General features: G+C 62.5%; 33 protein-coding genes and 1 tRNA gene. 15 read left to right on the forward strand and 19 right to left on the reverse strand.

Annotation, left to right across the window (positions count from 1 at the left end; translation table 11 throughout):
• A complete protein-coding gene (locus SB659_RS09240; RefSeq protein WP_284979385.1) occupies nucleotides 1-1491 on the reverse strand; it encodes a four-carbon acid sugar kinase family protein in 1491 nt (496 codons plus the stop codon).
• Between the two features lie 127 nt (nucleotides 1492-1618).
• Between SB659_RS09240 and SB659_RS09245 the strand changes: the two genes are divergently transcribed.
• From SB659_RS09245 to SB659_RS09260, 4 genes are all read left to right on the forward strand, one after another.
• Entirely contained in the window at nucleotides 1619-2443 is an 825-nt protein-coding gene (locus SB659_RS09245) for an alpha/beta fold hydrolase (RefSeq protein ID WP_410550203.1), read from the forward strand.
• Nucleotides 2444-2510: 67 nt separating this feature from the next.
• Nucleotides 2511-3230, forward strand: coding sequence for a FadR/GntR family transcriptional regulator (locus SB659_RS09250; RefSeq protein WP_410550204.1), 720 nt, complete (start codon nucleotides 2511-2513; stop codon nucleotides 3228-3230).
• Nucleotides 3231-3293: 63 nt separating this feature from the next.
• Nucleotides 3294-4442, forward strand: coding sequence for a zinc-dependent alcohol dehydrogenase (locus SB659_RS09255; protein ID WP_410550205.1), 1149 nt, complete (start codon nucleotides 3294-3296; stop codon nucleotides 4440-4442).
• A 26-nt stretch (nucleotides 4443-4468) separates the two neighbouring features.
• Nucleotides 4469-5041, forward strand: coding sequence for a hypothetical protein (locus SB659_RS09260; protein ID WP_410550238.1), 573 nt, complete (start codon nucleotides 4469-4471; stop codon nucleotides 5039-5041).
• Between the two features lie 70 nt (nucleotides 5042-5111).
• Here SB659_RS09260 and SB659_RS09265 read toward each other — a convergent pair whose 3' ends face one another.
• Nucleotides 5112-5543, reverse strand: a complete 432-nt coding sequence (locus SB659_RS09265) for a universal stress protein (RefSeq protein WP_284979389.1) — start codon at nucleotides 5541-5543, stop codon at nucleotides 5112-5114.
• A 157-nt stretch (nucleotides 5544-5700) separates the two neighbouring features.
• Here SB659_RS09265 and SB659_RS09270 point away from each other — a divergent pair, with 157 nt between their 5' ends.
• Both SB659_RS09270 and SB659_RS09275 read left to right on the forward strand, forming a co-directional pair.
• On the forward strand, nucleotides 5701-6507 hold the full coding sequence (locus tag SB659_RS09270; protein WP_284979390.1) for an SDR family oxidoreductase: 807 nt from the start codon (nucleotides 5701-5703) through the stop codon (nucleotides 6505-6507).
• A 115-nt stretch (nucleotides 6508-6622) separates the two neighbouring features.
• Complete coding sequence (locus SB659_RS09275) at nucleotides 6623-6832, forward strand: dodecin (protein WP_284977055.1); 210 nt, start codon at nucleotides 6623-6625, stop codon at nucleotides 6830-6832.
• A gap of 57 nt (nucleotides 6833-6889) precedes the next feature.
• Here the strand turns inward: SB659_RS09275 and SB659_RS09280 are convergent, their stop codons facing one another.
• Nucleotides 6890-7783: a helix-turn-helix transcriptional regulator gene (locus tag SB659_RS09280; RefSeq protein ID WP_410550206.1), complete on the reverse strand. Its 894-nt coding sequence runs from the start codon at nucleotides 7781-7783 to the stop codon at nucleotides 6890-6892.
• A 226-nt stretch (nucleotides 7784-8009) separates the two neighbouring features.
• Here SB659_RS09280 and SB659_RS09285 point away from each other — a divergent pair, with 226 nt between their 5' ends.
• The 4 genes from SB659_RS09285 to SB659_RS09300 are packed head-to-tail and all read left to right on the forward strand — an operon-like array spanning nucleotide 8010 to nucleotide 11754.
• Complete coding sequence (locus tag SB659_RS09285; protein WP_410550207.1) at nucleotides 8010-8831, forward strand: aldo/keto reductase; 822 nt, start codon at nucleotides 8010-8012, stop codon at nucleotides 8829-8831.
• Nucleotides 8832-8862: 31 nt separating this feature from the next.
• Entirely contained in the window at nucleotides 8863-9834 is a 972-nt protein-coding gene (locus SB659_RS09290; RefSeq protein WP_284979392.1) for an aldo/keto reductase, read from the forward strand.
• A 37-nt stretch (nucleotides 9835-9871) separates the two neighbouring features.
• Complete coding sequence (locus SB659_RS09295) at nucleotides 9872-10702, forward strand: aldo/keto reductase (protein WP_284979393.1); 831 nt, start codon at nucleotides 9872-9874, stop codon at nucleotides 10700-10702.
• Between the two features lie 2 nt (nucleotides 10703-10704).
• On the forward strand, nucleotides 10705-11754 hold the full coding sequence (locus SB659_RS09300; RefSeq protein ID WP_410550208.1) for a lactonase family protein: 1050 nt from the start codon (nucleotides 10705-10707) through the stop codon (nucleotides 11752-11754).
• Between the two features lie 72 nt (nucleotides 11755-11826).
• On the opposite strand, the gene SB659_RS09305 is transcribed toward SB659_RS09300, so the two are convergent.
• The 12 genes from SB659_RS09305 to SB659_RS09360 all read right to left on the reverse strand — a co-directional run bounded on the left by SB659_RS09305 (nucleotide 11827) and on the right by SB659_RS09360 (nucleotide 20523).
• A complete protein-coding gene (locus tag SB659_RS09305) occupies nucleotides 11827-12102 on the reverse strand; it encodes a hypothetical protein (RefSeq protein ID WP_410550209.1) in 276 nt (91 codons plus the stop codon).
• On the reverse strand, nucleotides 12099-12293 hold the full coding sequence (locus SB659_RS09310; protein ID WP_284979396.1) for a hypothetical protein: 195 nt from the start codon (nucleotides 12291-12293) through the stop codon (nucleotides 12099-12101). Before SB659_RS09310 ends, SB659_RS09305 begins: the two co-directional genes overlap by 4 nt.
• Nucleotides 12294-12437: 144 nt before the next feature.
• On the reverse strand, nucleotides 12438-13475 hold the full coding sequence (locus SB659_RS09315; protein WP_410550210.1) for a HoxN/HupN/NixA family nickel/cobalt transporter: 1038 nt from the start codon (nucleotides 13473-13475) through the stop codon (nucleotides 12438-12440).
• Nucleotides 13475-14353, reverse strand: coding sequence for an urease accessory protein UreD (locus tag SB659_RS09320; protein ID WP_410550211.1), 879 nt, complete (start codon nucleotides 14351-14353; stop codon nucleotides 13475-13477). Before SB659_RS09320 ends, SB659_RS09315 begins: the two co-directional genes overlap by 1 nt.
• The gene (ureG, locus tag SB659_RS09325; protein WP_284979398.1) at nucleotides 14350-14967 is read right to left on the reverse strand and encodes an urease accessory protein UreG; all 618 of its coding nucleotides are present in this window, start codon (nucleotides 14965-14967) and stop codon (nucleotides 14350-14352) included. Before ureG ends, SB659_RS09320 begins: the two co-directional genes overlap by 4 nt.
• Nucleotides 14968-14980: 13 nt before the next feature.
• Nucleotides 14981-15667: an urease accessory protein UreF gene (locus tag SB659_RS09330; protein ID WP_410550212.1), complete on the reverse strand. Its 687-nt coding sequence runs from the start codon at nucleotides 15665-15667 to the stop codon at nucleotides 14981-14983.
• Entirely contained in the window at nucleotides 15648-16121 is a 474-nt protein-coding gene (gene ureE, locus SB659_RS09335) for an urease accessory protein UreE (protein WP_410550213.1), read from the reverse strand. Before ureE ends, SB659_RS09330 begins: the two co-directional genes overlap by 20 nt.
• 7 nt (nucleotides 16122-16128) lie before the next feature.
• The gene (gene ureC, locus SB659_RS09340; protein WP_284979401.1) at nucleotides 16129-17874 is read right to left on the reverse strand and encodes an urease subunit alpha; all 1746 of its coding nucleotides are present in this window, start codon (nucleotides 17872-17874) and stop codon (nucleotides 16129-16131) included.
• Entirely contained in the window at nucleotides 17871-18224 is a 354-nt protein-coding gene (locus SB659_RS09345; protein WP_284977069.1) for an urease subunit beta, read from the reverse strand. The genes ureC and SB659_RS09345 overlap by 4 nt, the downstream gene beginning before the upstream one ends.
• 7 nt (nucleotides 18225-18231) lie before the next feature.
• Entirely contained in the window at nucleotides 18232-18534 is a 303-nt protein-coding gene (locus tag SB659_RS09350; protein WP_410550214.1) for an urease subunit gamma, read from the reverse strand.
• A 205-nt stretch (nucleotides 18535-18739) separates the two neighbouring features.
• Entirely contained in the window at nucleotides 18740-19360 is a 621-nt protein-coding gene (locus SB659_RS09355; RefSeq protein ID WP_410550215.1) for a DedA family protein, read from the reverse strand.
• A gap of 59 nt (nucleotides 19361-19419) precedes the next feature.
• Nucleotides 19420-20523, reverse strand: coding sequence for a D-TA family PLP-dependent enzyme (locus tag SB659_RS09360; protein WP_410550216.1), 1104 nt, complete (start codon nucleotides 20521-20523; stop codon nucleotides 19420-19422).
• Between the two features lie 268 nt (nucleotides 20524-20791).
• Between SB659_RS09360 and SB659_RS09365 the strand changes: the two genes are divergently transcribed.
• Both SB659_RS09365 and SB659_RS09370 read left to right on the forward strand, forming a co-directional pair.
• The gene (locus SB659_RS09365; protein ID WP_284977073.1) at nucleotides 20792-21067 is read left to right on the forward strand and encodes a hypothetical protein; all 276 of its coding nucleotides are present in this window, start codon (nucleotides 20792-20794) and stop codon (nucleotides 21065-21067) included.
• A 336-nt stretch (nucleotides 21068-21403) separates the two neighbouring features.
• A complete protein-coding gene (locus tag SB659_RS09370; RefSeq protein WP_410550217.1) occupies nucleotides 21404-21898 on the forward strand; it encodes a hypothetical protein in 495 nt (164 codons plus the stop codon).
• On the opposite strand, the gene SB659_RS09375 is transcribed toward SB659_RS09370, so the two are convergent.
• From SB659_RS09375 to SB659_RS09390, 4 genes are all read right to left on the reverse strand, one after another.
• Nucleotides 21895-23049 carry a N(5)-(carboxyethyl)ornithine synthase gene (locus SB659_RS09375; RefSeq protein ID WP_410550218.1) on the reverse strand — a complete coding sequence of 385 codons (1155 nt, stop codon included), beginning with the start codon at nucleotides 23047-23049 and terminating at the stop codon, nucleotides 21895-21897. The two genes, SB659_RS09370 and SB659_RS09375, sit on opposite strands and share 4 nt — an antisense overlap.
• 5 nt (nucleotides 23050-23054) lie before the next feature.
• Complete coding sequence (locus tag SB659_RS09380) at nucleotides 23055-23204, reverse strand: hypothetical protein (protein ID WP_284977076.1); 150 nt, start codon at nucleotides 23202-23204, stop codon at nucleotides 23055-23057.
• Between the two features lie 143 nt (nucleotides 23205-23347).
• The gene (locus SB659_RS09385; RefSeq protein ID WP_284979408.1) at nucleotides 23348-23581 is read right to left on the reverse strand and encodes a hypothetical protein; all 234 of its coding nucleotides are present in this window, start codon (nucleotides 23579-23581) and stop codon (nucleotides 23348-23350) included.
• Between the two features lie 177 nt (nucleotides 23582-23758).
• Nucleotides 23759-23831, reverse strand: a tRNA-Lys gene (locus SB659_RS09390).
• 134 nt (nucleotides 23832-23965) lie between these two features.
• Between SB659_RS09390 and SB659_RS09395 the strand changes: the two genes are divergently transcribed.
• From SB659_RS09395 to SB659_RS09405, 3 genes are all read left to right on the forward strand, one after another.
• Complete coding sequence (locus SB659_RS09395; protein ID WP_284977078.1) at nucleotides 23966-24625, forward strand: hypothetical protein; 660 nt, start codon at nucleotides 23966-23968, stop codon at nucleotides 24623-24625.
• Nucleotides 24626-24920: 295 nt separating this feature from the next.
• Complete coding sequence (locus tag SB659_RS09400) at nucleotides 24921-25538, forward strand: DUF47 domain-containing protein (RefSeq protein WP_410550219.1); 618 nt, start codon at nucleotides 24921-24923, stop codon at nucleotides 25536-25538.
• Between the two features lies 1 nt (nucleotide 25539).
• A complete protein-coding gene (locus SB659_RS09405; protein ID WP_410550220.1) occupies nucleotides 25540-26556 on the forward strand; it encodes an anion permease in 1017 nt (338 codons plus the stop codon).
• Nucleotide 26557 lies beyond the last annotated feature (1 nt).

The following is a 26557-nucleotide window of genomic DNA, read 5'->3' on the forward strand; positions in this document are numbered from 1 at the left end:
TCAGAAGGTGTTGCTGAGTTTGCGCGTTACGTCGGTCAGGGATTGGTCGTTGCCCACGTTGCCGGCAAAGACGATGAACGGGATGCCCTTCGCGGGACCGTCCACCGGCTCCCAGAGGGACACGATGCCGGGGAGCATGGGACCGCGGACCACCGCATGGCGGATCTCCAGCCCGTGTGCTGCAACGTCGGAGGACGTGATGCCGCCCTTTGCAATGACGAACCGTGGCGGGAACGCCTTTAGCGTGCGGTTCACAACAGCGACGACGGCGGCCGAGACAGTGCGGGCGATCTTCAGGCTCGCCGCGGCGTCGTCTGTTTTGATGAGCAAGCGGCTGGTGTGGACAATGACATCGCCCTGATGGAGGGCGTCGACGACGTCGGATACCACTATTGCGACATAGGCGTCGGCTTCTTCGCCCAGCAGTTGTTCAACGTCGATCTCGACGGTCCGCGCCGAGCGGTGTTCGGCGGTGAGATGGTTCAGTTGGCGGGTGGTCACGCCGACGTGGGAGCCGACGACGATCAGGCCCCCAGCTGTTGAAGGAGAGTTGCCTGCGTAGGCTTCGTTGGAGGTCAGTGCGGCGCGGATTTCCTGGCCGATGCGGCCACGCACGAATGGTGGACCCACGCGGTAGAGGAGTTTCTTGCCGCGGCGTTCCGCCTCCTCAAGACCCAGGGCCAGGGCGCGGAAGTCGTTTTCGGTGACAATGTCGGCCACTATCGGGGTGGAGTTGGTGGCCCGTTCGAGGACATCGGCAATGGCGTTGGCGGAGATTGCGGGATCGTTGGCAGCGGCGCCGGCGCGGATAATGTCCAGGTCCAAGACAATCACGCGGTTCGCAGGGAAGCGGCCTTGCGACTTCTCTTCCACGTACTTGGCCAACTCGGAGTTGGCGAACCCGAAGGATGCATCTTTGGCGAATTCAGTCTCGGCAACGGGGGTGAGGGTGCCAGAGTCTTCTCCGGAGCCCCGCATGTAGTGCACACCCCCGATGGTGACCCGGCCGGCGTCGGGAAATGCCGGAACGATCACCACCCCGTCAGTGGTTTCACCGGTTTCGGCGGCGATGGTGGCCGCGATGACGTCCGGTTCCAGCGGGTAGTGCCCACGCAGGGTCGAGTCGCTGCGGCTGATGAAGCCCAGCACCAGCCCGGCCGTTGCGGCAGCGGCAAGGGCATTGCGAACGATCTCCTGGTTACGGCTTGCGGCCTCTTCGGGGTCCAGGCTCCTGGTGTTCGTGAGGACATACACGGCGGGCGTGGTCAGGTTCTCACGGATGTGCGCGAAGGCCCAGGTGAAGTCTGCTTCGTCCCAACGGGTGAGCACGGGGAGGTCGGCGACGGACTGCGTTCCAGTGGGGTCGTCGTCGAGGACTACCAGGACTCGGGGGCTGGTTGCGGACGATGCCGCGACGGCGTCGGCAACCAGCTGCGCGGGAATCCGGATCTCGGGCGGGAAACCGGCCAAAATCTCAGCTTCAAGGATCATGTGTCACTCCGTGGGGATGCGCGGCGATGGTGGAATGTAAGATGTCAGACATTTGCTGTTTTAGCATGGCACAGGGGCCTTCGGGGCGCAACGTTTCGCTAGGCTCAACCGTCGCTAGGCTGGACGCATGGCTGGCTCTTCGGTCCCCCTTCCGTTCGTGGATGTCCGCGGACCAGCCAGACCCGCAGCCGACGCCGCGCCCGCCGTACTGATTCACGGGTGGGCGTCAGGCTCGGTCTACTGGGAACCGCTGGCCTCGACACTGCTCGACGCCGGTTGGCCAGTCTGGATTCTTGACCTTCCGGGCTACCATCCCGGCGAGTTGTGGCCATCCGGCCGTGAATGGACGCTGGAATCCGCGGCTGCGTCTGTGTCCGCAGCCATCGCGGCCCGAACCGAGGTGCCGGTACACCTCGTGGGCCACTCGATGGGAGGCAGCGTTTCCCTGACCTTGGCAGCGGACCGACCGGACCTGGTGGCCACGGTGACGTTGGTGGGCATGGTTCCGGCTCCGCCGAAAGAGGCCTCTAAGCGCCTCCTGCTCTCGCAAGTGGAGCAAGGGTTCGTCGACGCCGGGACCAAGGCCAAACTCATGGATTCCTGGTTCGGGCCCCTCCTGCCGGAGGATGCCAGGGAGTTGCTCAGCAGTGGCTTTGATGTGCCCTTCCCCGTACTGTCCGCCAGCGCCACCGCGGCGATGACCGGCGTCGAACCTTCAGTGCCCGGGCGTGTTCACGCGCCCTTGCTGGTGATCGCGGGATCGGGTGACCGGGTGCGGTCCATGGACCAAATGGAGGCCTTTGTCCAGGCTAAACCGGGTGTCCAGGCTAAACCGGGGCGGCAGTTGAGGGTGGTTCCCGAGGCTGGGCACAGCGTGCACTGGGAACGGCCGGACGAATGCGCCGCGGCACTGGTCAAGTTCTGGAGCTCCGGCGGGCCGCCACCAGCGTAAGATGTCTGACATCCCTGCGGCCATAGGAAGACTCGGGCGCAGGCCGGAGTTGAGGAAACGGGGACACATGGCACGCAAGTCGCTTGTCGGCGTCGTAGCTGATGAGCTACTGGACCGGATCATCGCGGGCGAGTTTCCGCCCGGAAGCGTGGTCCCCGGTGAACTTGAGCTCAGCGCCAAGCATGAGGTGAGCCGCATGACCGTCCGGGAGGCCATGAAAACCCTCGAAGCCCAGCGGATTCTGAGCGTAGAGCGGGGGCGCGGCACCTTCGTAACCCCACTCAACCAGTGGGGCTCGCTCGAAGCCGTCCTGCGGGCTGCGTCCGAAGGAACCAACGACGCCGTCGCGGCCGTCCAGCTGATCGAGCTACGCCGCATGCTTGAAACCGGCGCCTGTGAACTGGCCGCCGGACGCGTCTCAGACCAGGAGCTCAGTGACCTTCAAGGACACCTGGAGAAGATGCGGCAGGCCCACGAAAGCAATGACCTCGACGCCTTCGTCAAAGCGGACCTCGCCTTCCATGACGTCATACTGCACGCATCCGGGAACGTTTTCGTGGCCGTCCTGTTCGAACCTTTGCACCGCGTCCTGGAGGCCCGCCGGGCTGAGACGTCCGCCTTTGCCGAGATCCAGGAACACGCAATCAGCCATCATCGAAAGATCGCCGCTGCCCTGGAATCGCGGAGCTCCAACGAGGCCCGGCTCGCGATGGACGCGCACATGCAGCAGACCTTGGATGACTTGAAGACGTATGTGCTGGACCCTGCTGCTACCCGGAGGGGCTAGACACAGATAATAAGTAGGCTTAGCATCTTGACGGTATCGATAGCGAGCTAACGAGGCGGCAAAATGCGAGCGATGGTGTACCGGGGCCCCTACAAGATTCGGGTCGAAGAAAAAGACATCCCACCCATAGAACATCCCAACGACGCCATTGTGCGCGTGACCAGCGCGGCAATCTGCGGCTCCGATCTTCACCTGTACCACGGCATGATGCCAGACACCCGGGTGGGCATGACGTTTGGCCATGAGTTCGTTGGTGTGGTTCACGAGGTAGGGCCATCGGTGGAGAACCTGCAGGTGGGCGATCGCGTGATGGTGCCGTTCAACATTTTCTGCGGCTCCTGCTACTTCTGCGCACGAGGCTTGTATTCGAACTGCCATAACGTCAACCCGAACGCGACGGCGGTGGGTGGCATCTACGGTTACTCCCACACCTGCGGTGGTTACGACGGCGGCCAGGCGGAGTTCGTGCGGGTGCCGTTCGCCGACGTCGGGCCCGTGAAAATCCCCGACTGGATGGACGAGGAGGACGCGGTGATGCTCACCGATGCCCTCCCTACCGGGTACTTCGGGGCTCAGCTAGGCGACATCCACGAAGGTGACACGGTGGTGGTGTTCGGAGCCGGCCCTGTTGGCCTGTATGCGGCGAAATCATCCTGGCTGATGGGCGCTGGGCGGGTGATCGTGATCGACCACCTCGAGTATCGGCTGGCCAAGGCCCGGGAGTTCGCGCACGCGGAAACGTACAACTTCGCGGAATACGACGACATAGTGGTGGAGATGAAGAAAGCCACGGACCACCTGGGCGCGGACGTAGTGATCGACGCCGTAGGGGCCGAAGCTGACGGAAACCTCACCCAGCACATTACCGCGGCCAAGCTCAAGCTTCAGGGCGGCTCCCCCGTAGCCCTCAACTGGGCCATCGATTCGGTACGGAAGGGTGGAACTGTTTCCGTGATGGGCGCCTATGGCCCGATGTTCAGCGCCGTGAAGTTTGGCGACGCCATGAACAAAGGACTGACGCTAAGGATGAACCAGTGCCCGGTGAAAAGGCAGTGGCCCCGGTTGTTCGAACACATCCAGAACGGTTACCTGAAACCGAGCGACATCATCACCCACCGGATCCCGTTGGAGCACATCGCCGAGGGCTACCACATCTTCTCCGCGAAGTTGGATAACTGCATCAAGCCGATCATCACACCGTCTGCGAGCTGACCATGCAAGAGAACGGAAGCAACAAGATGCCCTACACGGCAGAAAAGCCGCAGCCCAGGGAAACAGCGGAGGAGCTACGGGCAAGGATTCCCGGGTGGGGCGCAGACCTGGATCCCAAGGACAGGCCCTCGTTTCCCCGCGAGCAACCTGGCATCAAGACCGGCGCGCACTGGGACTTCCCGGAGCGCCAGGAGGAGAAATCGCCTCGGGAACGCTCCATTGAACACAGGTTCCTGACGCCCGTTTTCGGAACTTCAGCCCCGCCGTCGGGCCTGTCCGGTGTCATGCGGAAGTATGCCTACAAATACAGCGAGGGCCGGGCAGCGCACTGGCTGATCTTGTTGGCCGCTGACCGTGTCAACGCGTGGGAGAGCCATCTGCTGTCCTTGGGAACGCGGCATCCGGACAATCCCATTACGGAGACAGGGGTCCTCAGCGAATTCAAGAGCGGAGGCATGAGCTCACGGCGTGGACAGAAGCGGGCTGACACCAAGCATCAGTGGCTGGACCCGATCATTGTCGCCGGTCCGTGGCTGGCGGTAGGTGCCGGGGCGGTCCTGGCGGTGAAGGCGCTTGCATCCAGGAAAACGTCCCGTTAGCCCATCCAAACCCGTTAGCCCATCCAAGTAGCAGCAGCCTACTTGGATGGGCTCTACGTGGTGGAGCAGGCTACGCGTCAACCTCGGTGTTGACGATGTACACGTTGCAGGGGGCGCCGTGAGCCACGCTGTTGGCGATGCTGCCCAGTACCCGGCCCAGCCCCTTCATCCGCTTGTTGCCGACGACGATCACCGAAGCATCGGTGGCCTCGGCATAGCTGATCAGGGCATTGGCCGGATTACCACGGGCGGCGGAGTACTTGACCTTGCCCTTGGGAACATCGAGCGCCTCGGATACCTGACGGGCCACGTATTCCGCGGAATCGGCCGAGGACACAATGATGCGGTCGCTGCCACTGCCGAATTCCTCGATGCGGTCGTCGGAAAAGCCGCTGATCACGTGGAGCTCGGCTCCGGTGGCTGTGGCGAGCTTCGCTGCCGCCATTGCTGCACGTTTGGCCGTTTCGCTGTTGTCAACGCCGACGACGATAACTTCTGTCATGTGTTCTCCTGGGTCTCAGATTCACTGGGTGCTGCCCCACGAATCTACACGCCATCAGCGGCCCGGCACGGAAGCGATGCCGCAGGAGTGTTTACGACGACGCGCGGCCGGGTAGGGATAAATCATCGGAACGATCACACGACCGAAAGGCAAGATCATGGCAGAGCAAGCATTTGACCCGCGGACCGCCATAGTGACGGGATCGGATTCGGGCATCGGCCGGGCCACAGCTGTGGCGTTGGCGCAGGCTGGCATGGACGTTGGCGTCACCTGGCACTCTGATGAGCAGGGAGCGGAGGCGACAGCCGAAGAGATCCGCAGCCTGGGACGCAAGGCCGTGGTGAAGCAATTGGACACCACCAAGCCGTCCGAAACAGCGGCGACAGTGGACCAGCTCGCGGAGGAACTGGGCGGAGTGGACGTCTTCGTCAACAACTCCGGAACCGGCGATGGCACAAAATTCCTTGACCTGGACTACGAAACGTGGATGACCACCCTCAACACCAACCTCAATGGCGCCTTCGTGGCAATGCAGGCTGCGGCCAAGCGGATGGTGCAGGCCGGCCGCGGTGGCCGCATCATCGCCGTGACGAGTGTCCACGAGTTCCAGCCTCGCGTAGGAGCCTCAGCCTACGATGCCTCGAAACATGGCCTGGGCGGCCTGGTCAAGACCATGGCGCTGGAGCTCGCCGAGCACGGAATCACCGCCAATAATGTGGCCCCCGGCGAGATTGCCACCCCGATGACGGGGCAGACGGACGAGGATCCCACCAAGGAAGAACGGCCAGGAGTTCCCTTGGGACGCCCCGGCCACGCAAACGAAATTGCCGCCGTCGTCGCCTTCCTTGCCTCGCCTGCGGCCAGCTATGTCAACGGCGCCTCGTGGCCCGTGGACGGCGGAATGCTGCAGATGGGACCGCAGGCGGGTTCGCACATCACCAGCCACGACTGGCGGGAAAGCTGAGCCGAGGCAAGCTATGGCCGCACGGTGATCCGTGGGCTAGTCTGCATGGACGGCCGCCCCGGCCGGAATAACAAGATCCAATGACGTAGAACCGCATTTAATGATGAGGAGCACCATGGCTGGCCACACATATAGCGTTTCGGAAATCGTAGGAACCTCCACTGAGGGCGTGGACGATGCCGTCAGGAACGGCATCGAGACAGCCTCCCAGACCCTGCGGAACCTGGACTGGTTCGAAGTCAAGGAAATCCGCGGACACCTCGAAGACGGGAAAGTTGCCGACTGGCAGGTCACCATCAAGCTCGGATTCCGTTTGGAACGCTAATCCCACCTCGCCTCGCGAGATGACAGTTAATGCCGGTGTTTCAGAAGAACATCGGCATTAATTGTCATCCCGGCGAGCGGGTTCGGGTGTGGGCAGTGGCGCTGTGTCTACTGCGTCTACCGCGCCAAAGCTGCTGAGCAGCGTCAAAGCATCCGACGACGGCGAACCCGCCTTCGCCGAATACACCCGAAGTGACTGGTCGGCGTCGTCCGGGAGACTGAGCGTCTCAAAGTTCAGTTCCATATCCCCCACCAGAGAGTGGTGCAACCGAACGGTACCCGCGGGCCGCGCCGCGACCCGATGGCCGGCCCACCACTGGCGGAAGTGCTCACTTTGCACGGCGAGTTCGCCTACCAGTTGGTTGGTTTGGGGGTCGTTCGGATGGCGGCCCACATCCATGCGAAGAGCTCCGACCGCTTCTGCGGCCACAGTCTTCCAATCCCGGAACAGCTTTCCCGCTGCGGGGTCCAGGATGATCCAGCGCGTCAGGTTTCGCTCTGGAGCCGGCAATGCGGGGAAATCGGCGAACAAAAGGTACGCCAAGCGGTTCCCGGCCAAGATGTCCGAACGCCTTCCCAGCACCATGGCTGGAACGTCTCCGACGGCGTCGAGTAACTGCCTCAGGGCAGGGCGGACTTTCTGTGCCGGTCCGGGATTTCCTGCAGAACTGGCACAGTGTTCCATCAGGTCCATCATGTGCGCGTGCTCCCTGGGATCCAGGCGCAAAGCGCGGGCAACGGAGTCGAGGACCGCCTTGGAGGGGTGGATATTCCTGCCCTGCTCCAGCCGTGTGTAGTAGTCGGTGCTCACACCCGAGAGGCGTGCCACCTCCTCCCGGCGCAGCCCGGGGACGCGGCGCGAACCGCTGGAATCCTGCGCTCCTGCGTCCTCCGGTGAGAGGCGCGCACGCATGGCTTTAAGGAATTTACCGAACTCGGCGCTCTGACCCATTGTTCTATTCTGCGACGCGAATGTGTGAAAGGCCATCATAGTGGGTAGGTCTATGAAACCTAGGAAAAACAGGATCAGGCTGGGTTACTGACTGAGCTGCCAAAACTGCATAGGCTCATAGCAGAGCCTCCGAAACCGCTTTCTGGGCATGCCGGAAACATGCCCGAAAACCATGCCAGCCAATGCGTCGGAGAGCCAGCCAATCACATCGTCGAAGGAGATCGTCATGCCGGAGCTGACCTTGAACAATGGCGTCACTATCCCGCAACTGGGGTTCGGCGTCTTCCAAGTACCTGAGGAAGAAACCCAGAAGGTAGTGGAAGACGCGCTCGACGCCGGGTACCGCCACATCGACACTGCGGCCGCCTACCGGAATGAAGCAGGCGTAGGAGCCGCTATCGCCGCGTCCGGGATCCCCCGCGAAGAACTTTTCATCACCACAAAGCTGCGCAACGGCGAACAGGGCGAGGCCTATGACGCGTTCCAGCGCAGCCGCGAGGCTTTGGGCTTGGACGTTATCGACCTCTACTTGATCCACTGGCCGGTCCCATCCCAAGGGCTGTACACACAGGCTTGGAAGGAAATGGAGAAGCTGTACCAGGACAAGCAGATCCGGGCGATAGGGGTCTCTAACTTCCTCCCCGAACACCTTGACACGCTCCTGCGTGAGACCGAGGTGGTTCCTGCGGTCAACCAAATCGAGCTCCACCCGACCTTCCAGCAGGCCGATCTGGCCAACAAGTGCCGTGGACTCAGCATTGCCGTGGAGGCTTACAGCCCTCTGGGACAGGGCCAGGACCTGAACGCCGAGCAAGTGGCATTGGTGGCAGAGACCCACGGCACCACACCGGCCCAGGTGATCTTGGCGTGGCACCTCGCGCAGGGAACCATTGTGATTCCCAAGTCCGCGGACTCCACCCGCATGCGCGAAAACTTTGGCGCCGGTGACCTGAGCCTGACCGATTCCGAACTTGCGGCAGTGACCGCACTGGAGTCCGGTACCCGCATCGGCGCCGATCCCGCCGTCGCGGCTTTCACGCAGCTTTAGACCCCCGCTCGAAATCAAGGAGTCAAAGGACATGCAGTACACACATCTGGGCCGATCCGGCCTCAAAGTATCAAGACTCTGCCTGGGCACCATGAACTTCGGCCCCCAGACCGAGGAAGCAACAGCACACTCCATCATGGACTCTGCACAGGAGTCCGGCATCAACTTCTTCGACACCGCCAACGTCTACGGCGGCGTCGGGCACCGTGGTTGGACTGAGGAAATCATCGGCCGCTGGTTTGCCAAAGGCGGCGAGCGCCGCGAGCGGACCGTCCTGGCCACCAAGCTCTACGGCACCATGACGGGCAGGCCCAACGAGTCCAAGCTGTCCGCACTGAACATTCGCCGGGCATTGGATGCAAGCCTGAAGCGGCTTCAGACGGACTACATCGATATTTACCAGTTCCACCACATCGACCGTGACACCCCGTGGGATGAAATTTGGCAGGCGATCGAGGTAGCGGTCCAGCAGGGCAAGATCCTTTATTCCGGCAGCAGCAATTTTGCCGGTTGGCACATCGCCCAAGCCCAGGAAGCAGCGCGCAGGCGCAACTACACGGGCTTGGTCAGCGAACAGTCCATCTACAACCTTTTCAGGCGCGAACTGGAGCTGGAGGTCATTCCCGCGGCCCAGCAGTACGGTTTGGGCCTGATCCCCTGGTCCCCGTTGCAGGGCGGCCTGCTTGGGGGCGTGTTGAAGAAGGAAGAGCAAGGTGTGCGACGCACCGAAGGCCGGGCTTTGGAGACCCTCCGCAAGCACGAGGACCAGATCCGCCAATACGAGGATTTCGCGGACGAACTCGGTCAAAAGCCCGGAGACGTGGCCTTGGCTTGGCTCCTCCACCAACCAGCGGTTACCGCGCCGATTGTTGGACCCCGCACCCAGGAGCAGTTGGACTCGGCCATACGCGCGCTGGATGTCACGCTCGACGCCGACGCCCTGAAGCGCTTGGATGAGATATTCCCGGGCCACCGCACGGCCCCGGAGGACTACGCTTGGTGAGCACGGTCCGCCATATAGCCAAAGGAGATCATGCCCCATGACACTTGCCCCACTCATTGAGCTCAACGACGGCTTCAAGATTCCCCAAATCGGGCTGGGAACGTGGCCCCTCAACGACGCCCAGGTTGCCGACGCCGTCGTCGAGGCCGTGTCATACGGTTACCGGCACATCGACACGGCCGTGAAGTACGGAAATGAAAAGGGCGTTGGCGAAGGGATCCGGGCTTCCGGGGTGGATCGCGGCGAACTCTTCATCACCACCAAGCTGGACGGGGAATTCCAAGGGTCAGGCAAAGCCGTCGCCGGCTTGGATGGATCCCTGGAGCGGCTTGGGCTGGATTATGTGGATCTGCTCCTGATCCACTGGCCTCTTCCGCGCCGCGATGAATTCGTCTCCACCTGGAACACCTTCCAGGAGCTCCAGGCATCCGGCAAGGTCCGCTCCATCGGCGTATCCAACTTCAAACCGGCCCACTTGGACCGTTTGTTCCGGGAAACGGAGGTGGTGCCCGCGGTCAACCAAATTCAGGTCAGCCCCTCCATCCCGCGTCCCGCTGCCCGTGCTTTCAACGAACGGCATGGGATCGTCACGGAGTCCTACAGCCCCCTCGGCGCGGGCAGCGAGTTGCTGAATGCACCGGTTCTGCAATCCATCGGCGCCAAGCACGGCAAGACGCCAGGCCAAGTGGTGCTCCGCTGGCATGTGCAGCAGGGGCTCGTCGCCATTCCCAAATCATCCAATCCGCAGCGGATGAGGGAGAACCTGGATGTGTTCGACATTGAGTTGGACAAGGACGATCTCGCCAAACTGCAAACGCTCGACGCCGGACCTGACGCCGGCGTCGACTCCGATGTGCAGGGCCATTAAGGATGGGGAACTTGACTACGGAAACACTGATCTGGACCGGCTCCTACACTGCCGACAGGAACGCCAACGGCAAGGGCATCGCCGCGCTTTCAGTTGACGACAACGGCCAACTGACCAACATGGGGCTGGCTGTTGCCGCGGACTCGCCGTCGTTCCTAGCGGTGCACCCGTCGTTGCCGGTGGTTTACGCCGTGGCCGAAGACGCCGGGACGGTGCGCGCCTACCGCCGCACAGGCAGGACTGAGCTGGAGGCGTTCGGCGAGTCCTGGCCGGCGGGTGAGGCTACCTGCCACGTCGCCGTAGATCCGCACGGACGATTCATCGTAGCAACGTGTTGGGGTGATGGTCAGGTTGTCCTCTACGAACTGGACCACGACGGCGGCATCACCTCACGCACCAGCGCAACGGCCGCCGTCGACCCTCACACGGCAGCGTCACCGGAAGAACCCCGCCCGAGCCGGGCACATTCGAGCCTCATGCTTCCGGATGGTCGCGTCATGACCACCGACTTGGGTCATGACTTGGTTCGGGTTTGGAAGTATGAGCAGGGAACCGGCCTGGTGCCGGACCATCAGGTTGTCCTCCCGATGGGATCGGGGCCGCGGCACATGGCCCGCCACCAGAGCGGGACCGTTTTTGTGGACACCGAGTATTCGGTGGAAGTGGCAGCCCTGGGGATGCAGCCCGATGGCACGTACGAACTCAATGCCATGGTTCCGGCCAGCGCCAAGGGAGCAAGCGACGGCGACGCCGGGGCAGAGATTGCGTTATCGCCGGATGGCAGGTTCGCCTACGTCGGAGTCCGAGGCTCCAACCGCATCTGCGTGCTTCAGGTATCCGGGGACGGCGCCGCCCTCCAGCCCGTCGGTGAGGTGCCGTGCGGCGGCGAATGGCCCCGCCATCACCTGGTCCGTGAAGGCTGGCTGTACGTGGCCAACGAAGGCTCGGACGACGTCGTTGCCTTCACGCTGGACGCCGGGACGGGTCTGCCGGGCGGCCCCGTGGCCCGCATGGAAACGGGTTCCCCAAGCGTCCTGGTACTGGCCGATTAACTGACGCCGAGATGGCATTTAACACCAATCATCCGCTCAGACATTGGTGTTATCTGCCATCTCGGCGAGTCATTAGGCGGTCCAGACCTCGACGTCGTCTGTTCCGCAAATGAGTCGGCGGCCGGTCGGCTCGATGACGACCCACAGCAGCTCCTGGTGCTGGGAGACATCGTCCACGCGCCCCGCGCCCGCGCCCCATCCGAGGTCGTAGACCCAGACGGGATCGCCGGGGGCCAACTCGCTCCACTCTGCCGCAGGTACGTGCCGGTAACCGGCGGGTCGGTTCAGGCCAGTGCCGGTCAGGTTAGTGCCGGCCAGGTTAGTGCCGGTCAGGTTAGTGCCGGTCATGCCGAACCTTCAGAGGTCCGACGACGCCAAAGGGTCGGGCCGCCGTTGTAGGCCGGCAGCACGTGGCCTTCGGCGAAGAGTTGGACAGCGTCCGGGTCCGAGTCAGGGCTCCACAGGCCCGATGCGGGGCAGTGGGAGCCGGTGGGCATGACACGAGTGGCTCGTTCGCGCAGGAGGGCGATGCTCTTCATCCTTGAATCTCATCCTTGGTAGCTCGGGGCTTGCTGGTAACACTGATGTGAAGCAGATCTCTTCAACCCTATGAAAGTCCCAGAGAGTTCGTTATAGACGAATGCATAATGTTTGCTAGCAAGGGCATGCACTAGTCCAATGACCTAACGTACAGCCCTGCCCCGCCAAGCAGACACAGCCCAGACCACGATGAAGAGCCCCACCAAAATCAGCCCCGCGTCGCCCAGGTCTATCCCGCCAAGCCAAGTAGTCATGGGGTCGCCAAGACCGAACGCCTCGCCGGCGAAGCCGGCCAGGGTGATGACCGAGATGAACAGCGCCGATACCGCCGAGATGCCAGTAATGACGGCATTGAAACCCACCTTGCGCTGCGGGTTCTGGATGGCCGACTTGTACATCTTCATCATGGCCACCCCGTTGGCGGAATCGCACAGCGTCATGGCGGCGGTGAACGCGAGCGGGAGGGCCATCAACGCGAGCGCTGACACTCCGGCGAGGGACGCCGTCGTGGTGATGACCAGCAGCCCAATGGTTGTGGCGGTGTCGAATCCCAAACCGAAGAGGAACCCGATCACATAGATGTTCCGCGGCCGCTCAACCCTGGACAGCGGTTTGGCGAGCAACCTGGCAACCAGGCCTTTCGTTTCCAAGTCTTCGGCGCGTACTTCACCGCCGGCCTGCACCCTGCGGTACACCTGCGTTGCCCGCACGAAGGCCGATCCGTTGAACAACCCCATGGCCAGCAGGAACAGCCCGGACACCCCGCTGCCGATCAAGCCAAGCACCCTGTTCCCGGTGGTTCCTTCCTCCATGAACTGGCCGATCAGCGTGGCGCCGGCCACCACAAGCACTCCGGCCAGGATCACTACCGAACTGTGCCCCAGGCTGAACGCGAAACCCACACTCACCGGGTCTTTCCGCTGCGCTACGAACTTGCGTGTGGAGTTGTCGATCGCAGCGAGGTGGTCCCAGTCGTAGCTGTGCTTGATGCCCGCCAAGTAGGCGGTGATGACAAGGCCCCAAGCCAGCGGCTGGCCGCCACCGGCAAGCCCCAGCAGCAGGAGCACGACGGCGACGACGTGCAAGGCGGCCACCGCGCCGAAGGTGAACCAGAGCCGCGTCCCCAGGGAGAGCTTCTCCCTGTTCCGGTATATGGCGGCCAGGCCGTTCAGGGCAGTCATCAGTACTTCCTTAAGTTCACAGGCGCCTGGCCATGCCAACGTCCACGCAAAAGCCCTGTACAGGCACCCAACAAGTTGTTGAGCTCCTCCGTGCTGTTCGACAACGATCGCAACACCAGCCCGGCGGTGCCGGCAACGGACCGTGTCAAAGATGCTCCCGTATAGGCATCGAAATCCCGTGTCAGCTCACGTAGCTCACCGGCAAGCCCCTGGCTCACCCGTGGATCAACCACCACCAAGGAGCCAAGATGACTGAAGCCCTCCATGAACCCCATGCCCGTCACCTTGTTCAATGGCGGCCGGATCAGCAGGTTATCAAGGGCCAACAATTCGCTGCCGCGGCCGGTCTCAATCCGGATCTCGTTGCGCAGCCGCACCTCTTCGTACCTGAACGACGCGCCGTCCGGCGACCAACCCGGCGTGATGACCTCTGCCATGACAAGGCTCGACGTCGGGTCCAGGCTAAAGCGGGAACTCTGCCGATAGCTGGCCTCCCGGTACGCAATCACCTGGTCTGGAACCAACTCCAACCGGGCCCGCTCCCCCAGCCGAACGTTCATCCGCTGCTCGGCAAACGAGCCCGGAGTCCGATATATCTTCGTGGCCGACTGCGTGGTCAGGAGCAGGTCCGCCCCGTCCTCGACGTCCACATCAATCAGGAACAGATCGGCCCCCAAATAGGCCCCACCCGGATTCACCATCACATAACAAACCTGCCCTGACTCGTCCAGGTAATGCGGCCTGAGCACCCTCAGGGCCCCCTCATGGAACTGCCGCGAAGCCACGGACCGCCCCCCGCGGACACTGATCCCGAGTTCAAGGCGACCACGAGGTGACAAGGTAGCCGGACCCGGCAAAACGGCGAGGGTCTCCGTCACTGCGTCAGATCGAGCATCAGGACGTCGCGGCGGATCCAGTTCAGGACGGCGTCCAGCCCTTCGTCGGTCTTGAGGTTGGTGAAGCAGAAAGGTTTGTCTCCCCGGAATTCCTTGGAATCCCGTTCCATGATGGACAGGTCAGCCCCGACGTGGGGGGCGAGGTCGGTTTTGTTGATGATGAAAAGGTCGGATTTGATCATGCCTTGGCCGGCCTTGCGGGGGATCTTTTCACCTTGGGCCACGTCGATGATGTAGATGGAGAAATCGACCAGCTCGGGGCTGAAGGTGGCGGAAAGGTTGTCGCCGCCGGATTCGACGAAGATGATCTGCAGGTCCGGGTGCCGCGCCTTAAGCTCTTCGATGGCGGCTGTGTTCATCGACGTGTCCTCACGGATGGCCGTGTGCGGGCAGCCGCCGGTTTCGACGCCGATGATCCTGTCCTCGGGAAGGATCCCGTTGGCGGCCAGGATTTTGGCGTCTTCAATGGTGTAGATGTCGTTGGTGATGGCCGCCATGGAGATCTCCCGGCTCATGTGGCGGGTAATCCGTTCAACAAGCTGGGTCTTTCCTGCGCCGACGGGGCCGCCGATGCCGATTTTGATGGGTTCTGTCATGTGTCCTCCTCGGTTAGCTCATGAACATGCGGGCGCGTTGCCGCTCGTGCCGCATTTGTGAAATTTCCAGGCCGGGGCTCACGGCCCCGAAGTCGTCCCAGCACAACTGTGCTACATCCTCGACGGCGGCAGCAACGGCGTCGTGCGCGTGGCCAAGCACCCGCTGGCCGGCATTTTGGCCCAGCGGTATGGCGCGCACCGCGTTCTGGGTCAAGGAGGTCACAGTCGCAAAGAGATAGGCAGGCAGCGCTTCCTCAAAGGGAACACCCAGGGAGCGTGCAATGACCGCGAACGCCAAGGGTTGGTGCCCTGCCGCCAAGCCTTGGCCAACCAGTTCCATGTAGTGATCCAGGGCTGTGGAGGGGAAGACCTCGCTGCCGATCTCCAACAGCCGGCCCCCCATTTTCACCGAAGCCTCCCGCACCTCCCGGGCCAATAACTGCCCGGACAGCATGGCACCCAACTCCGCCACATCCACGTCCTCATAGAGGAACCGGATAGCCAGCGCATCGGAATACAGCAACTGCTGTCCCAGGAAAGCGTGCAGCCAAGCGCCGAAACTGGCTTCGTCGTGCACCATCCCGCGCTCAAGGTACGTTTCAAACCCCAAGGAATGCGCGAACGCTCCGGTGGGCAGCGCGGAGTCGGTCAACTGTTGAAGAGCCAGCTGGTAGGGCACCCTAGTGCGAGTGCTCAGCATGGCGGAACGGCACCGGCATGACCCGCTCTTGCCTCTCGTAGGGGGCTCCCACGTGCTTCAAGTAGTCCTCCACAGTGTGGTCGTACTGGCACACCATGACCTCGGCCCCATACTCGGAGGCAGCGTCGAAGAACTGCGCCTGCAAATGCCGGTTACCCAGCGAGTGCGCCACCACACCCATCTCGTGGATGGACCGCGGCCCGATGACCAGCACATCCGTCGGCAGCACGGAGACAACGATGAGGTTCCCGTCATCAACGGCGAGGATGTCGCCGTCGCGCAGGTCACCTGAGCCTGGGGGCAAGCGGATGCCGAGTTCCTTGCCATGGTCTGTAGTGACTCGTTGGATGCGTTTGACCAGGAGGGAGCTGGGGAGCACCACCTTTTCCTTGTGGTGCCCGGCGTAGGCACCGGGCTGTTCCTGCAGGTTTCCGAGAACTTTTTCGATGATCATGAGGGTCCTAGAAAAGGAAGTAGCGCTGGGCCATGGGCAGCACGTCGGAGGGCTCGCAGGTGGCTTCGACGCCGTCGACCGTGACTTGGTACGTTTCCGGGTCGACGGCGATGTCCGGGGTTTCGCCGTTGTACTTCAGGTCCGCTTTGCTCAGGTTGCGGATGCCGGAAACCGGCTTGATGACCCGCTGCAAGCCAAGTTCCCCTGGAACACCGGCGTCGATCGCGGCCTTGGACAGGAAGGTGATGGACGATGTCCGGAGCGCCGCGCCGTAGGTAGCGAACATGGGCCGCATGGTGCGCGGTTGTGGAGTGGGAATGGAACCGTTGGAGTCGCCCATCAGGGCATAGGCGATCTGGCCGCCCTTGATCACCAACTCCGGTTTCACCCCAAAGAAGGCCGGATCCCACAGCACCAGGTCCGCGAATTTCCCTTCTTCCACTGAACCGATCACATCTGCCATTCCCTGGGCGATGGCCGGATTGATGGTGTATTTCGCTACGTACCTCTTGAGCCTGAAATTATCCGATTCCGCGCCCAGGCCGTTGGCGGCGCCGTGCGAGGCACCGGTGGGATCGTGGAGAACGCCACGCTGGCGTTTCATGGCGTCCGCCACCTGCCAGGTCCGCGTGACCACCTCACCCACCCGCCCCATGGCCTGGGAATCGGACGAGGTGATCGCGAAGACGCCGAGATCGTGGAGTACATCCTCCGCGGCAATGGTTTCTGCCCGGATCCGCGAGTCCGCGAAAGCCACGTCCTCCGGAATGTCCGGGTTGAGGTGGTGGCAGACCATGAGCATGTCCAAGTGCTCTTCGATGGTGTTCCTGGTGTACGGCAACGTGGGGTTGGTGGACGCCGGAAGCACGTTGGGCAGGCCGGCAATTTTGATGATGTCCGGGGCGTGCCCGCCGCCCGCGCCCTCGGTGTGGAAGGTGTGGATGACCCGGCCATCGATCGCCTTGATGGTGTCCTCAACAAACCCGCACTCGTTCAGGGTGTCTGTGTGGATGGCCACCTGGATGTCGTATTCGTCCGCCACCTGGAGGGACATGTCAATCGAGGACGTTGTCGCTCCCCAGTCTTCGTGCACCTTCAGCCCCACGGCGCCGGCGCGGATCTGCTCGGCAAGAGGCTCGACGGCGGATGCGTGGCCCTTGCCGAAGACGCCGATGTTGATCGGAAGGCCCTCAGCGGCCTGGAGCATCCGGGAGATGTGCCATTTACCTGGAGTGATGGTGGTGGCTTTGGTCCCATCAGCCGGCCCGGTGCCGCCGCCGACCATGGTGGTGACGCCGTTGCAGAGGGCGGTGGGCACCTGCTCAGGGGAGATGAAATGAATGTGTGTATCGATCCCGCCGGCAGTGAGGATCTTCCGTTCCCCGGCGATGATCTCCGTGCTCGCACCGATGACGATGTCCACGCCATCGGTGATCTGCGGGTTGCCGGCCTTGCCGATCTTGAAGATGTGCCCGTCCCTGAGGGCGACATCGGCTTTGTAGATGCCGGTGTAGTCCAGTACCACCACATTGGTGATGACGGTGTCCGGGATGTCCTCTTCCCGGGTCAGCTGGCCGTTCTGCCCCATGCCATCGCGGATCACCTTGCCGCCGCCGAACACCACTTCCTCGCCGTAGGCCGTGTAATCCTTCTCGATCTCCAGGAACAGCTCGGTATCGGCCAAGCGGATGGCGTCACCGGTGGTTGGTCCGTACAGTTCCGCGTATTGCCGCCGCGGGATCTCGAAGCTCACTTGGTGGTTCCTTCCGTCGCCTCGGCGGCAAGGCCGGTGCCGCCGTCGAGCCTTCCATTAACAGCGTCACTGAGACCGTACACTTCGCGCGATCCGGCGAGGTCGATGAGCTGCACGGTCTTGCGGTCACCGGGTTCGAAGCGCGCCGCCGTACCTGCGGGAATGTCCAGGCGACGGCCAAACGCCGCCTCCCGATCGAACTCCAAGGCGCGGTTCGCCTCAGCGAAGTGGTAATGGGAACCTACTTGGACTGGGCGGTCGCCGCGATTAACAACCTCGACGGCGATTGCCTCACGGCCGCTGTTGCAGCGGATGGATCCTGGCTGGAGCCTGTATTCACCGGGGATCATGGCAGTCCTATCGGATGGGGTCGTGGACGGTGACGAGCTTGGTGCCGTCCGGGAAAGTGGCTTCGATCTGAACATCGTGGATCATCTCCGGCACGCCTTCCATGACATCCTCGCGGCGAAGAAGCGTGGTTCCGTAGCTCATAAGTTCTGCAAGGGTCTTGCCGTCCCTGGCGCCCTCAATGAGCTCGTAACTGATGATGGCCACGGCCTCGGGATAGTTCAGCTTCAACCCCCGGGCCTGTCGCCGCCGGGCGAGATCAGCCGCCACCACGATCATGAGTTTTTCCTGCTCACGGGGCAAAAGATGCATCGATACTCCTAACGTTGGGCGGCTGCGACGGCAGACGTCAGATACTCGAGGCCTGGAACAGCCGAGGACATCGGGGCAGCTACTACTCTCTTATAGCCCCTTACGCCCGGCACTTCCAGCCGTCCTACCGCTGGCGTCTGTGAACGGATTGTGACCAGCCTAAGGTGGAGGTGTTTCCACGGCGTTTCCGCATCCGCAGCGATTCCTATTCCGCCGGTGGCCGGGCCGCAGCGCGGTGCTTCCGCACCTGCCACACCACCACAATGACCACGCCGACGGCGGCCACCACCAGCGCGGAACCGCGCCCAACAGTCCGTGCCAGTTGCTCATATGAACTGCCCGCGACGAATCCCAGTGTGACGAACATGGATCCCCAGATGATCCCACCGGTGAAGTTCCAGACGGCAAAACGCCGGTACGGCATGCGGCTGAGCCCTGCGAGCGCAGGCATCACGGCACGGAAAAACGCCGTGAAACGGCCAAGGAAAACGGCCAGGCCGCCGCGTCTGGCCAAAAAGTCCTCGGCCCTCTTCAACCCGTCCCGTCGCTTGTCCAGGATCCTCATCGCCATGACCCGTGGGCCCACATGCTTGCCGATCTCATACCCCACGGTGTCGCCAAGGACGGCGGCAGCGATCACCACCACGATCATGATCCACAGCGGCATGCCAGTACTGTCCGCATAAACCCCGGACACCACGGCCGCCGTCTCGCCGGGGATGACGAAGCCGACGAACAACGCGTCCTCGGCGAAGACGAGCGCGAACACGATGGAAACCACCACCACCGGGCTGGCGTGGAGGAGCCCGTCGAACAACCACTGCATAGGGATGAGTCTGGCAGATACACCTGAGGCTGGGCAGGGGTTTCCGTGAAACTGCCCTGCTAGCTGTTGCGCCCCCGGGCAGCTACTTTCCACCTGTCCACCACTGCGCCGTCCTGCACCGCGTGGACTTCATCCACCAGGTTCATCGCCAGGCATACGTGGTTGGGGATCACCCTGACGCGTGAGCCCAGGGCGGGGAGCTCCTCCGAGTCTGGCCAGACCACGGTGGCGTGGTGCTCGGAGAGTGCAGTGATCCGGGCGTCCGGATACTCGGGAAGGCGGCCATATCCCGTAGCCCAGTCCGGACGATCGCTGCCCAAGATCTTGCTCCCGGCGTCCACCACCACCCTCCGGACATTGCCCCCTCTTGCCTCATGGCGGCTGACCACGGTCGCGGCAACGCTCAGGGCAATGTCTTCCCAAATGCAGCGCTCCAGTTCCAATTGCTGGGCGTCACCGAAAACGTAGACCCCCGGGCGCAACTCGGTGGCGGCTGTTTCACCGCCGATCAAGGCCGTGGGAGTGGATCCTCCACTAATGGTCCGGATGGCGAACCCGGCGGCGGTCAGTTCCCTCGCAGCTTGGGCGAGTGCCTCGTTTTCGTTGCCTGCCGCGCCGCTCGGCATTCCGGGCTTGTAGCTGTGGCCAGGAAACGTGAAGATCCCGGCCACGTTCAGCCCCGAGTCCGCAGCGGCTTTGGCTACGTCAACCACTTCATCGGGCAGCACGCCGCTGCGGTGATGTCCGCTGTCCACCTCAACCAGCACCTCGATACGGCTTCCTGCCGAACCTAGTTGGCGACCCATCGCCGTCGCGCCTTCCACGGAATCGACTCCAACCGCGATGCGGCACTCGTCCGCCAACGCGCGCAGCCTTTCCGCTTGGCGGGCATCCACCCACAGGGGGTAGGCGATGAACATATCCGAGGCACCGCCGTCGGCGAATACCTCGGCCTCACCAATGGTGGCCACCGTGAGGCCGGTAGCCCCGGCAGCGAGCTGTTTGGCCGCGATTTCCAAGGTTTTATGGGTTTTCACATGCGGCCTGAGCGAAATGCCCCTGCTGCGCATGCTCTCAGCCATCCGCTCGATGTTGCGGTCCAGGATGCCGACGTCGATCAGGATGGCAGGGGTTGGAATGTCAGCCGGGATCAGGTGGTTCATCCTTCGACAGTAACGCGCGCACCGTCGTCGAATAAATCACTGCGAGAGCAGCCCTGGGAACCACTAAACGTATAGAATGGCTACTACAAGAAAGCCTAGCTTCTGACGCACATCTCGGTCGGCCTCCGGCGGAGCGCAGCGAAAGACACCACGATGAAGGTACAACTTCCTCTGGACGACCTCCTTGCCGGCGTATGGGTTGACCGTCATTGTCCCCGCACCGGCCCCATGATCGCGGCCCAGGCAGCGCGAGCGTAAGCAGCATGGCATGGGTTTCGACCACCACGAACCGGAACAACGCCAACGGCTCGTGACCGCCATGGAAAGGGCGTCCCTGAGCCCGGGGGCCCTGTGGCCGTATTACTTGGGCATCGGCGGGTCCGTGGGCGAACTCGAAGCTGAGGCGTACCTCCAGGGAATGCTGTCCATCCCCACCCTTGAACGGGACCTTCTGGCGATGGCGGCGAATGAGTTGATAAACGACCTCGCGGGTCCCCACGCACCCTACTCCGAGGAAGTGCTGGGCGATTCGCCTGCGGAGTGACTCCACGCTGGCCCCACTTGGAAAAAGCGTGAAGGTGCGCAACTCTGAAGCGCGTCTTGGTCCCAGTCCGTCGGAACCGCTGACTGCATAACGGATCCGATAGGGAACTGTGAACTAGTCGTAGATCAGCGCCTGAGGTTCACGAATCCAAGGCCGTTGACTGGACCAATTCAGCGCTCTGCTCTGGACCAGCATGCGCCTACTACCACTTAATAGCGAACTGGATTTCCTCCACGGCTGCTGGCTGGAGTTAATTACGCTAGCCAACGGTCGGGAAATAGATAACACCGCTTCGCACTGAAGCAGCCAAAGGGCACCATTGGGGCGCATAGTTGGATGATGGCAACTTTTGATACCCGGAGTTTTTACACGCGCGGTGACTCCCTCAGTGTTGGCGATTCAAGGGAACATGTCGAGCGGGCGCTCATGAACTCCGGGGCGACCGATGTTCGTTTCAGTCAACGCGGGTGCCTGAGCGCCATCGCGTTCAGGGCCTGCGGCAGGCAGTTCCGCATCGTCATCTCGTTACCGCAGCCCAACGGAACTCCCGGTGTCCAAAGTGACGTCGTCGAGGCCCATGGCCAGGCAGTGACAACAAAAGCCCAAGAGCTCAGTGCCCGCAGGTTTTGGCAGGCTTTCGCCTTTTCGACAGACGCCAAACTCGCAGCGGTGGCAGCAGGCGTCGCCACGCTCGAATCGGAATTTCTCGCCCATGTGGTACTCCCCGGGAACCGTACCGTGATCGACGAACTCGAACCGGTCATCGCCTCTGCCTACCGGTCCGGACAGCGTCCCTCAATCGGCAATGCCGCCTCCCGGGGTACCGATTAGATGCCCTGTTCAGGCAAGTGCGGGTAGTCCGGCTTTCGTTGCTGGAACCGCAGCACGTCCGGGTTCAGGATCACGCCGTCACGGATTTCGATCGCGCGGCGGATCGTTTCGTTTCCTGTCCAGGCTGCGGGACCGGTGATCACGGTTTCCAGGAAGGGCAGCAGGGCTTCGCTGATCTCCCAACTGGAGGACTTCCAGAGGTAGGAGGGGCTGTGGTCCACCGCGTAGTAATCGATGTGGTCCCCTACCGTGAACATCGGCTCGGTGAACGTGGTGGTTTTCGCCCAGCTGAAGCCCATCCCCTCATCGCAGGAAACGTCCACGATCAGGCTGCCGGGCCGGAAAGCGTCAAGGTCCTCGGTTCGCAGGTAGGTCAAAGGTGAATTGGGGTTTTGTAGGGTGCAGTTGACCACGATGTCGCGTTCGGCAAGGAACGGCGCCAGCGGGACACGCCCGCGTTCGGTGATGACCTCGCTGAGGAACGGCGCTTTGGGGTCGTGATCGAACTGGACAATCCGCACCGAATGGATGGGCGAACCCACGGCGGCCACCCCACGATTGGTCAGCACCTGGACGTCATGGATGCCGTGAGCATTGAGGGCCGTGACGGCTCCGCGGGCGGTCGCGCCGAACCCGATGACGACGGCGCTGAGTCTCGGGCCGTAGTCCCCGGTGGAGCCGGTCAGGGCCAGGGAGTGCAGCACGGAGCAGTAGCCGGCCAGTTCGTTGTTCTTGTGGAATACGTGCAGCCCGAATCCGCCGTCGCTGGCCCAGTGGTTCATCGCTTCGAAGGCGATCAGCGTGAGTTTCTTATCGATTGCTATCTGGGTGATGGCGCGGTCCTGGACGCAGTGCGGCCAGCCCCAAAGGGTCTGCCCGTCACGTAGTTCCGAAAGGTCTTCGGGTTGCGGTTTGGGAAGGAGGACGACGTCGGCCTCCGCCAGCAATTGCGCGCGCGGGACGACGCGCCCCACAAGTGGGGCCAGATGGGAGTCCGACATGCCGAAACGGTCGCCGTAGCCTTCCTCAAAAATGAGGTGCTGCCGGATTTCGGGGGCGATGCGCTTGAGGTGCAGCGGGTGAATGGGCAGGCGCCGCTCGTCAGGTTTTCGCGTGCTGGAGAGGACGCCGAGGGTGAGGTGATCGGTCATACCGGTCACTTCTTTTTCGGGCTTGTGGACTTGGCGGCAGTGGCCTTATCAAGTGAGCTGGCGGGTGCCTCGGCGGCCTTCTTATCGGCGCGCTTTTCCTTGATGCTCTTGGCGGATTTCTTGGATGCTGTTTGGCGGGGGGATTTGTCAGCCATGATTGCTCCTGTAGCGGAACCGAAAGGTTCCTGACTTCGAACGATACAGCTATTCACCGAATCCAGGGCCCCAGAGCCGTCCAGCGGATGGTGTCCGTACCGTTTAATCAGTGGCAACGGCTGTCATCGGCGTTTCAGCCCTGTCATTCCCCCAGGTCGTCCGCTATCCGGCGAAGGTCCTGAACCCAACCGGTCGAACGGCTGGGCACTCCTGAACTTGCTTCAAAGTTGCCAAGAGCTTCCGCTATGCGCTCGAGTGCTTCGGAGATATTGGCCTTGACCGCCGCATATCCTTCCTCCGAACGGGGATCGGAGGAAGCCGTAGACAGCAGTTCCGCTCCCGACTTGATAACCAGCGAAGCCTCGTATTCGTTCATACATGCACCCTCGTGGCTTCCTCGCCTTGGGACCTGCGGTATTCCCCGTCAACACAACCATACATCTGTGATACCTGCCCGAGACTGATCCCCCGTATGGCCACTAAATGCCGTCCTCAATGGCACTGATGATGCAAAAGTCCCCCGGAACCGTGTGGTTCCGGGGGACTTGGAGGGTGGGCCCTGTGGGGATCGAACCCACGACCCACGGATTAAAAGTCCGATGCTCTACCAACTGAGCTAAAGGCCCTCCAGCTGTTGAAACAGCCATGAATACTGTACCCCAAGGTCAAGCCCACCATGGAACCGGGCGCCGCGACTGGTTACCGGTCTCCCGGATAACCGTTACTCGACCCCGTCAGGGCACAGGAGTACGGTGAACTCATGAGCGAACAGCCAGGATCACCTACGTACGGCGGCGCAAACAGGCACCACAAGCCCAAGCCCTTCGCACCCATTGACTTCGAACCGTTCGCCGGTGGCGCCGACCCCGCACGCGTCTCCGAAGCCGCCCACCTTGCGGCCCAGGCCTTGGTCCGCCGCGGCCGCGACAGCGATGATCCCAAAGTCACCCATCGCTTGGTGAAGTTGGCTGACGAGCAGGGCCTGGATGCCATCGCCGAGATGTGGGCCGAAAGCCCCGCACGCTCTCTCCCCGGCGCGCTGTGGCGGCTGTACGCCCTGCGCGCGGCCACCGTCCAGAACCCTGAACGGATCTCTGTCTACTTCAAGGCCGGGCGGGACACTGCCCAGGTTGCCAACGTTGTAGCAGGCGCGGCCGAACCGCCGGGCGCGGACGAAATGAAAACGATGGCTGATGCCATCTTGTCTGGAGCTTTCGACGGCGATTTCGACGTCGCGCTGGAACGATCCGCCGCGTTCTGCCGCGTGGTTGCGCTGGGGCAGGCCACCTTGGCCGATGGCGCAGAGCACAGCAATGAGGGCCACGCCAGCAAGCTGACCCGCAACTCCCATCAATTGGTCAAGACCGCTGAAGACCTTGAACATGCAGCGAACGCTTGGCGCTTGGGTGAGCTCGACTGAAGTAACGGCGCTGAACCTACCCACGTGCAGCGCCACGTGTCAATGTTGACTTAGCTGGGCCGACGTAGAAAACTAAAACTGGTGTCGAACCGCGAAACCCCCGGGCTTCAACTTACAGCCGCTTCGAGCGGCCTACCGCCGAGAGGCGTATCCGGTTCGGCACCATTTTTATGCCCCAGCGCACTGCAAACGGCTTCTTCGCACCAGTCGCCACGGGACCGGTAAAGTTGACACTTAAATGGCCGCCGGCACGTCGGTGCGGCCATTGCCAACCCGTCCCCGGACCGGAAGTGACATGAAGCTGCGCCTTTTTCCCCAGGAACCTGCCGGGCTGGCAGTGCTCGCGCAGATGGCTGGCGTCATCGTAGCCGCCACCGGCACCCTTTCGGAGATTCTGGGCACGCCCTCCAACGAGCTCGATCGCCTGGCCGAACAGCTTCACGAGCACGAGTCCCAATCCCTGGACCTGCACTTTGCGCTCATGACGCATATGCGCACCAGCTTTGTGAACCCGCTTCCGCGTGAAGACATGTACACCCTTTCACGGCACCTCAACGAAGCGATGGAAAAGCTCGATGCAGCTGGCGAGCTGGTGGCTCTCTACAAGCTGGACAGGCTGCCCAAGCGGGCCGCGGACCAACTGGAGATCATCAGCCGCCAAGCGGAACTGACAGTCGACGCCATGCGGAAACTTGAGGACCTTGATGAGCTGGAGGACTACTGGATAGAGATCCTCAGGCTTGCCAAGCGCGCGGAACGGACTCACCGCATCTGGGTTGCGGAGATGCTCAAGGATATGAAATCAGCGCAGTACGCACGCCATCGGGACATCGCCAACCAGTTGGTGGAAGTCACCAAGGATATGCGAAAGGTTGCCACCCAAGTAGGCAGCATTATCGTCAAGGAATCGTAGGGTGACCGTCGTATTCCTTGTCCTCGTGGTGGGTCTCGCCTCCGGCTTCGCGTTCCTTAACGGTTTCCGCGATGTCTCCAACGCCGTCGCGCTGTCTACCAGGACCCGGGCCCTCACGCCGTCTGTTGCCGTGCTGTTGGCCGGAGTTTTCAGTTTCCTGGGCGTCATGCTCAGCGGCAGCTTCATCCTGGCCTTCACCCAGTCCTGGGTGACCTTGCCCAGTGGGGCCGGGGGCTTGAGCATGCTGGCCTCCGCCCTGGTGGCCAGCATCCTCTGGGGTATCTACGGGTGGTGGCGCGGGATCCCCCTATCCTCCACCAACGCACTGGTGGGTGGACTGATCGGCGCAGGAACTGCGAGCGTGCTGGTGGGCGGTGACTCCATCCGGGGATTCGACGGCGTCATCCTCGCCCAAGTGGTGCTGCCGCTGCTGCTCTCCCCCGTCATTGCCTTTGTTGGGGCCTACTTATTGGTGTGGCCGGTAACGTGGGCCGCCCGCTACAGCCAACCCAATGTGGTGAACAGCCGCTTCCGCCGAGCCCAAGCTGTTTCGGCCGCCGCAGTTGCATTCGGACACGGGCTCCAGGACGGGCAGCGTACGGCCGCCGTCATAGTCCTGGCGGTCGTGGCGGCCGGTCTCACGGGCGGGGACGCGGTTCCCCTCTGGGTCCTGCTCCTGACAGCCGTCATGCTCACGGCAGGAACGTTGTTCGGCGGCTGGCGGATATCGCACACCCTCGGCTACAAGCTCCTCCGGGTGGACCCGCTGAGGGGCTTTGTGGCACAAACCCTCACGTCCGTGATGCTCTTCATCGGCGCTATCGGCTTGCACCTACCGCTGTCCACGACCCATACGTTGACCTCGGCTGTGCTGGGAGCGGGAACCAACCAACGCTTTGCCGGAACCAACAGGCGCCTGGTCCGTAGGATCCTGTTGTTCTGGGTAGCGACGCCAGTGGCCGCGGCAGCCGCGGCATTCGTTCTGGAACTGGCGTTCTCGCCGCTGGTCCGGCGCTAAC

Origin of the sequence: Arthrobacter sp. SIMBA_036 (assembly GCF_046535135.1) — a bacterium.
Classification (GTDB): domain Bacteria; phylum Actinomycetota; class Actinomycetes; order Actinomycetales; family Micrococcaceae; genus Arthrobacter.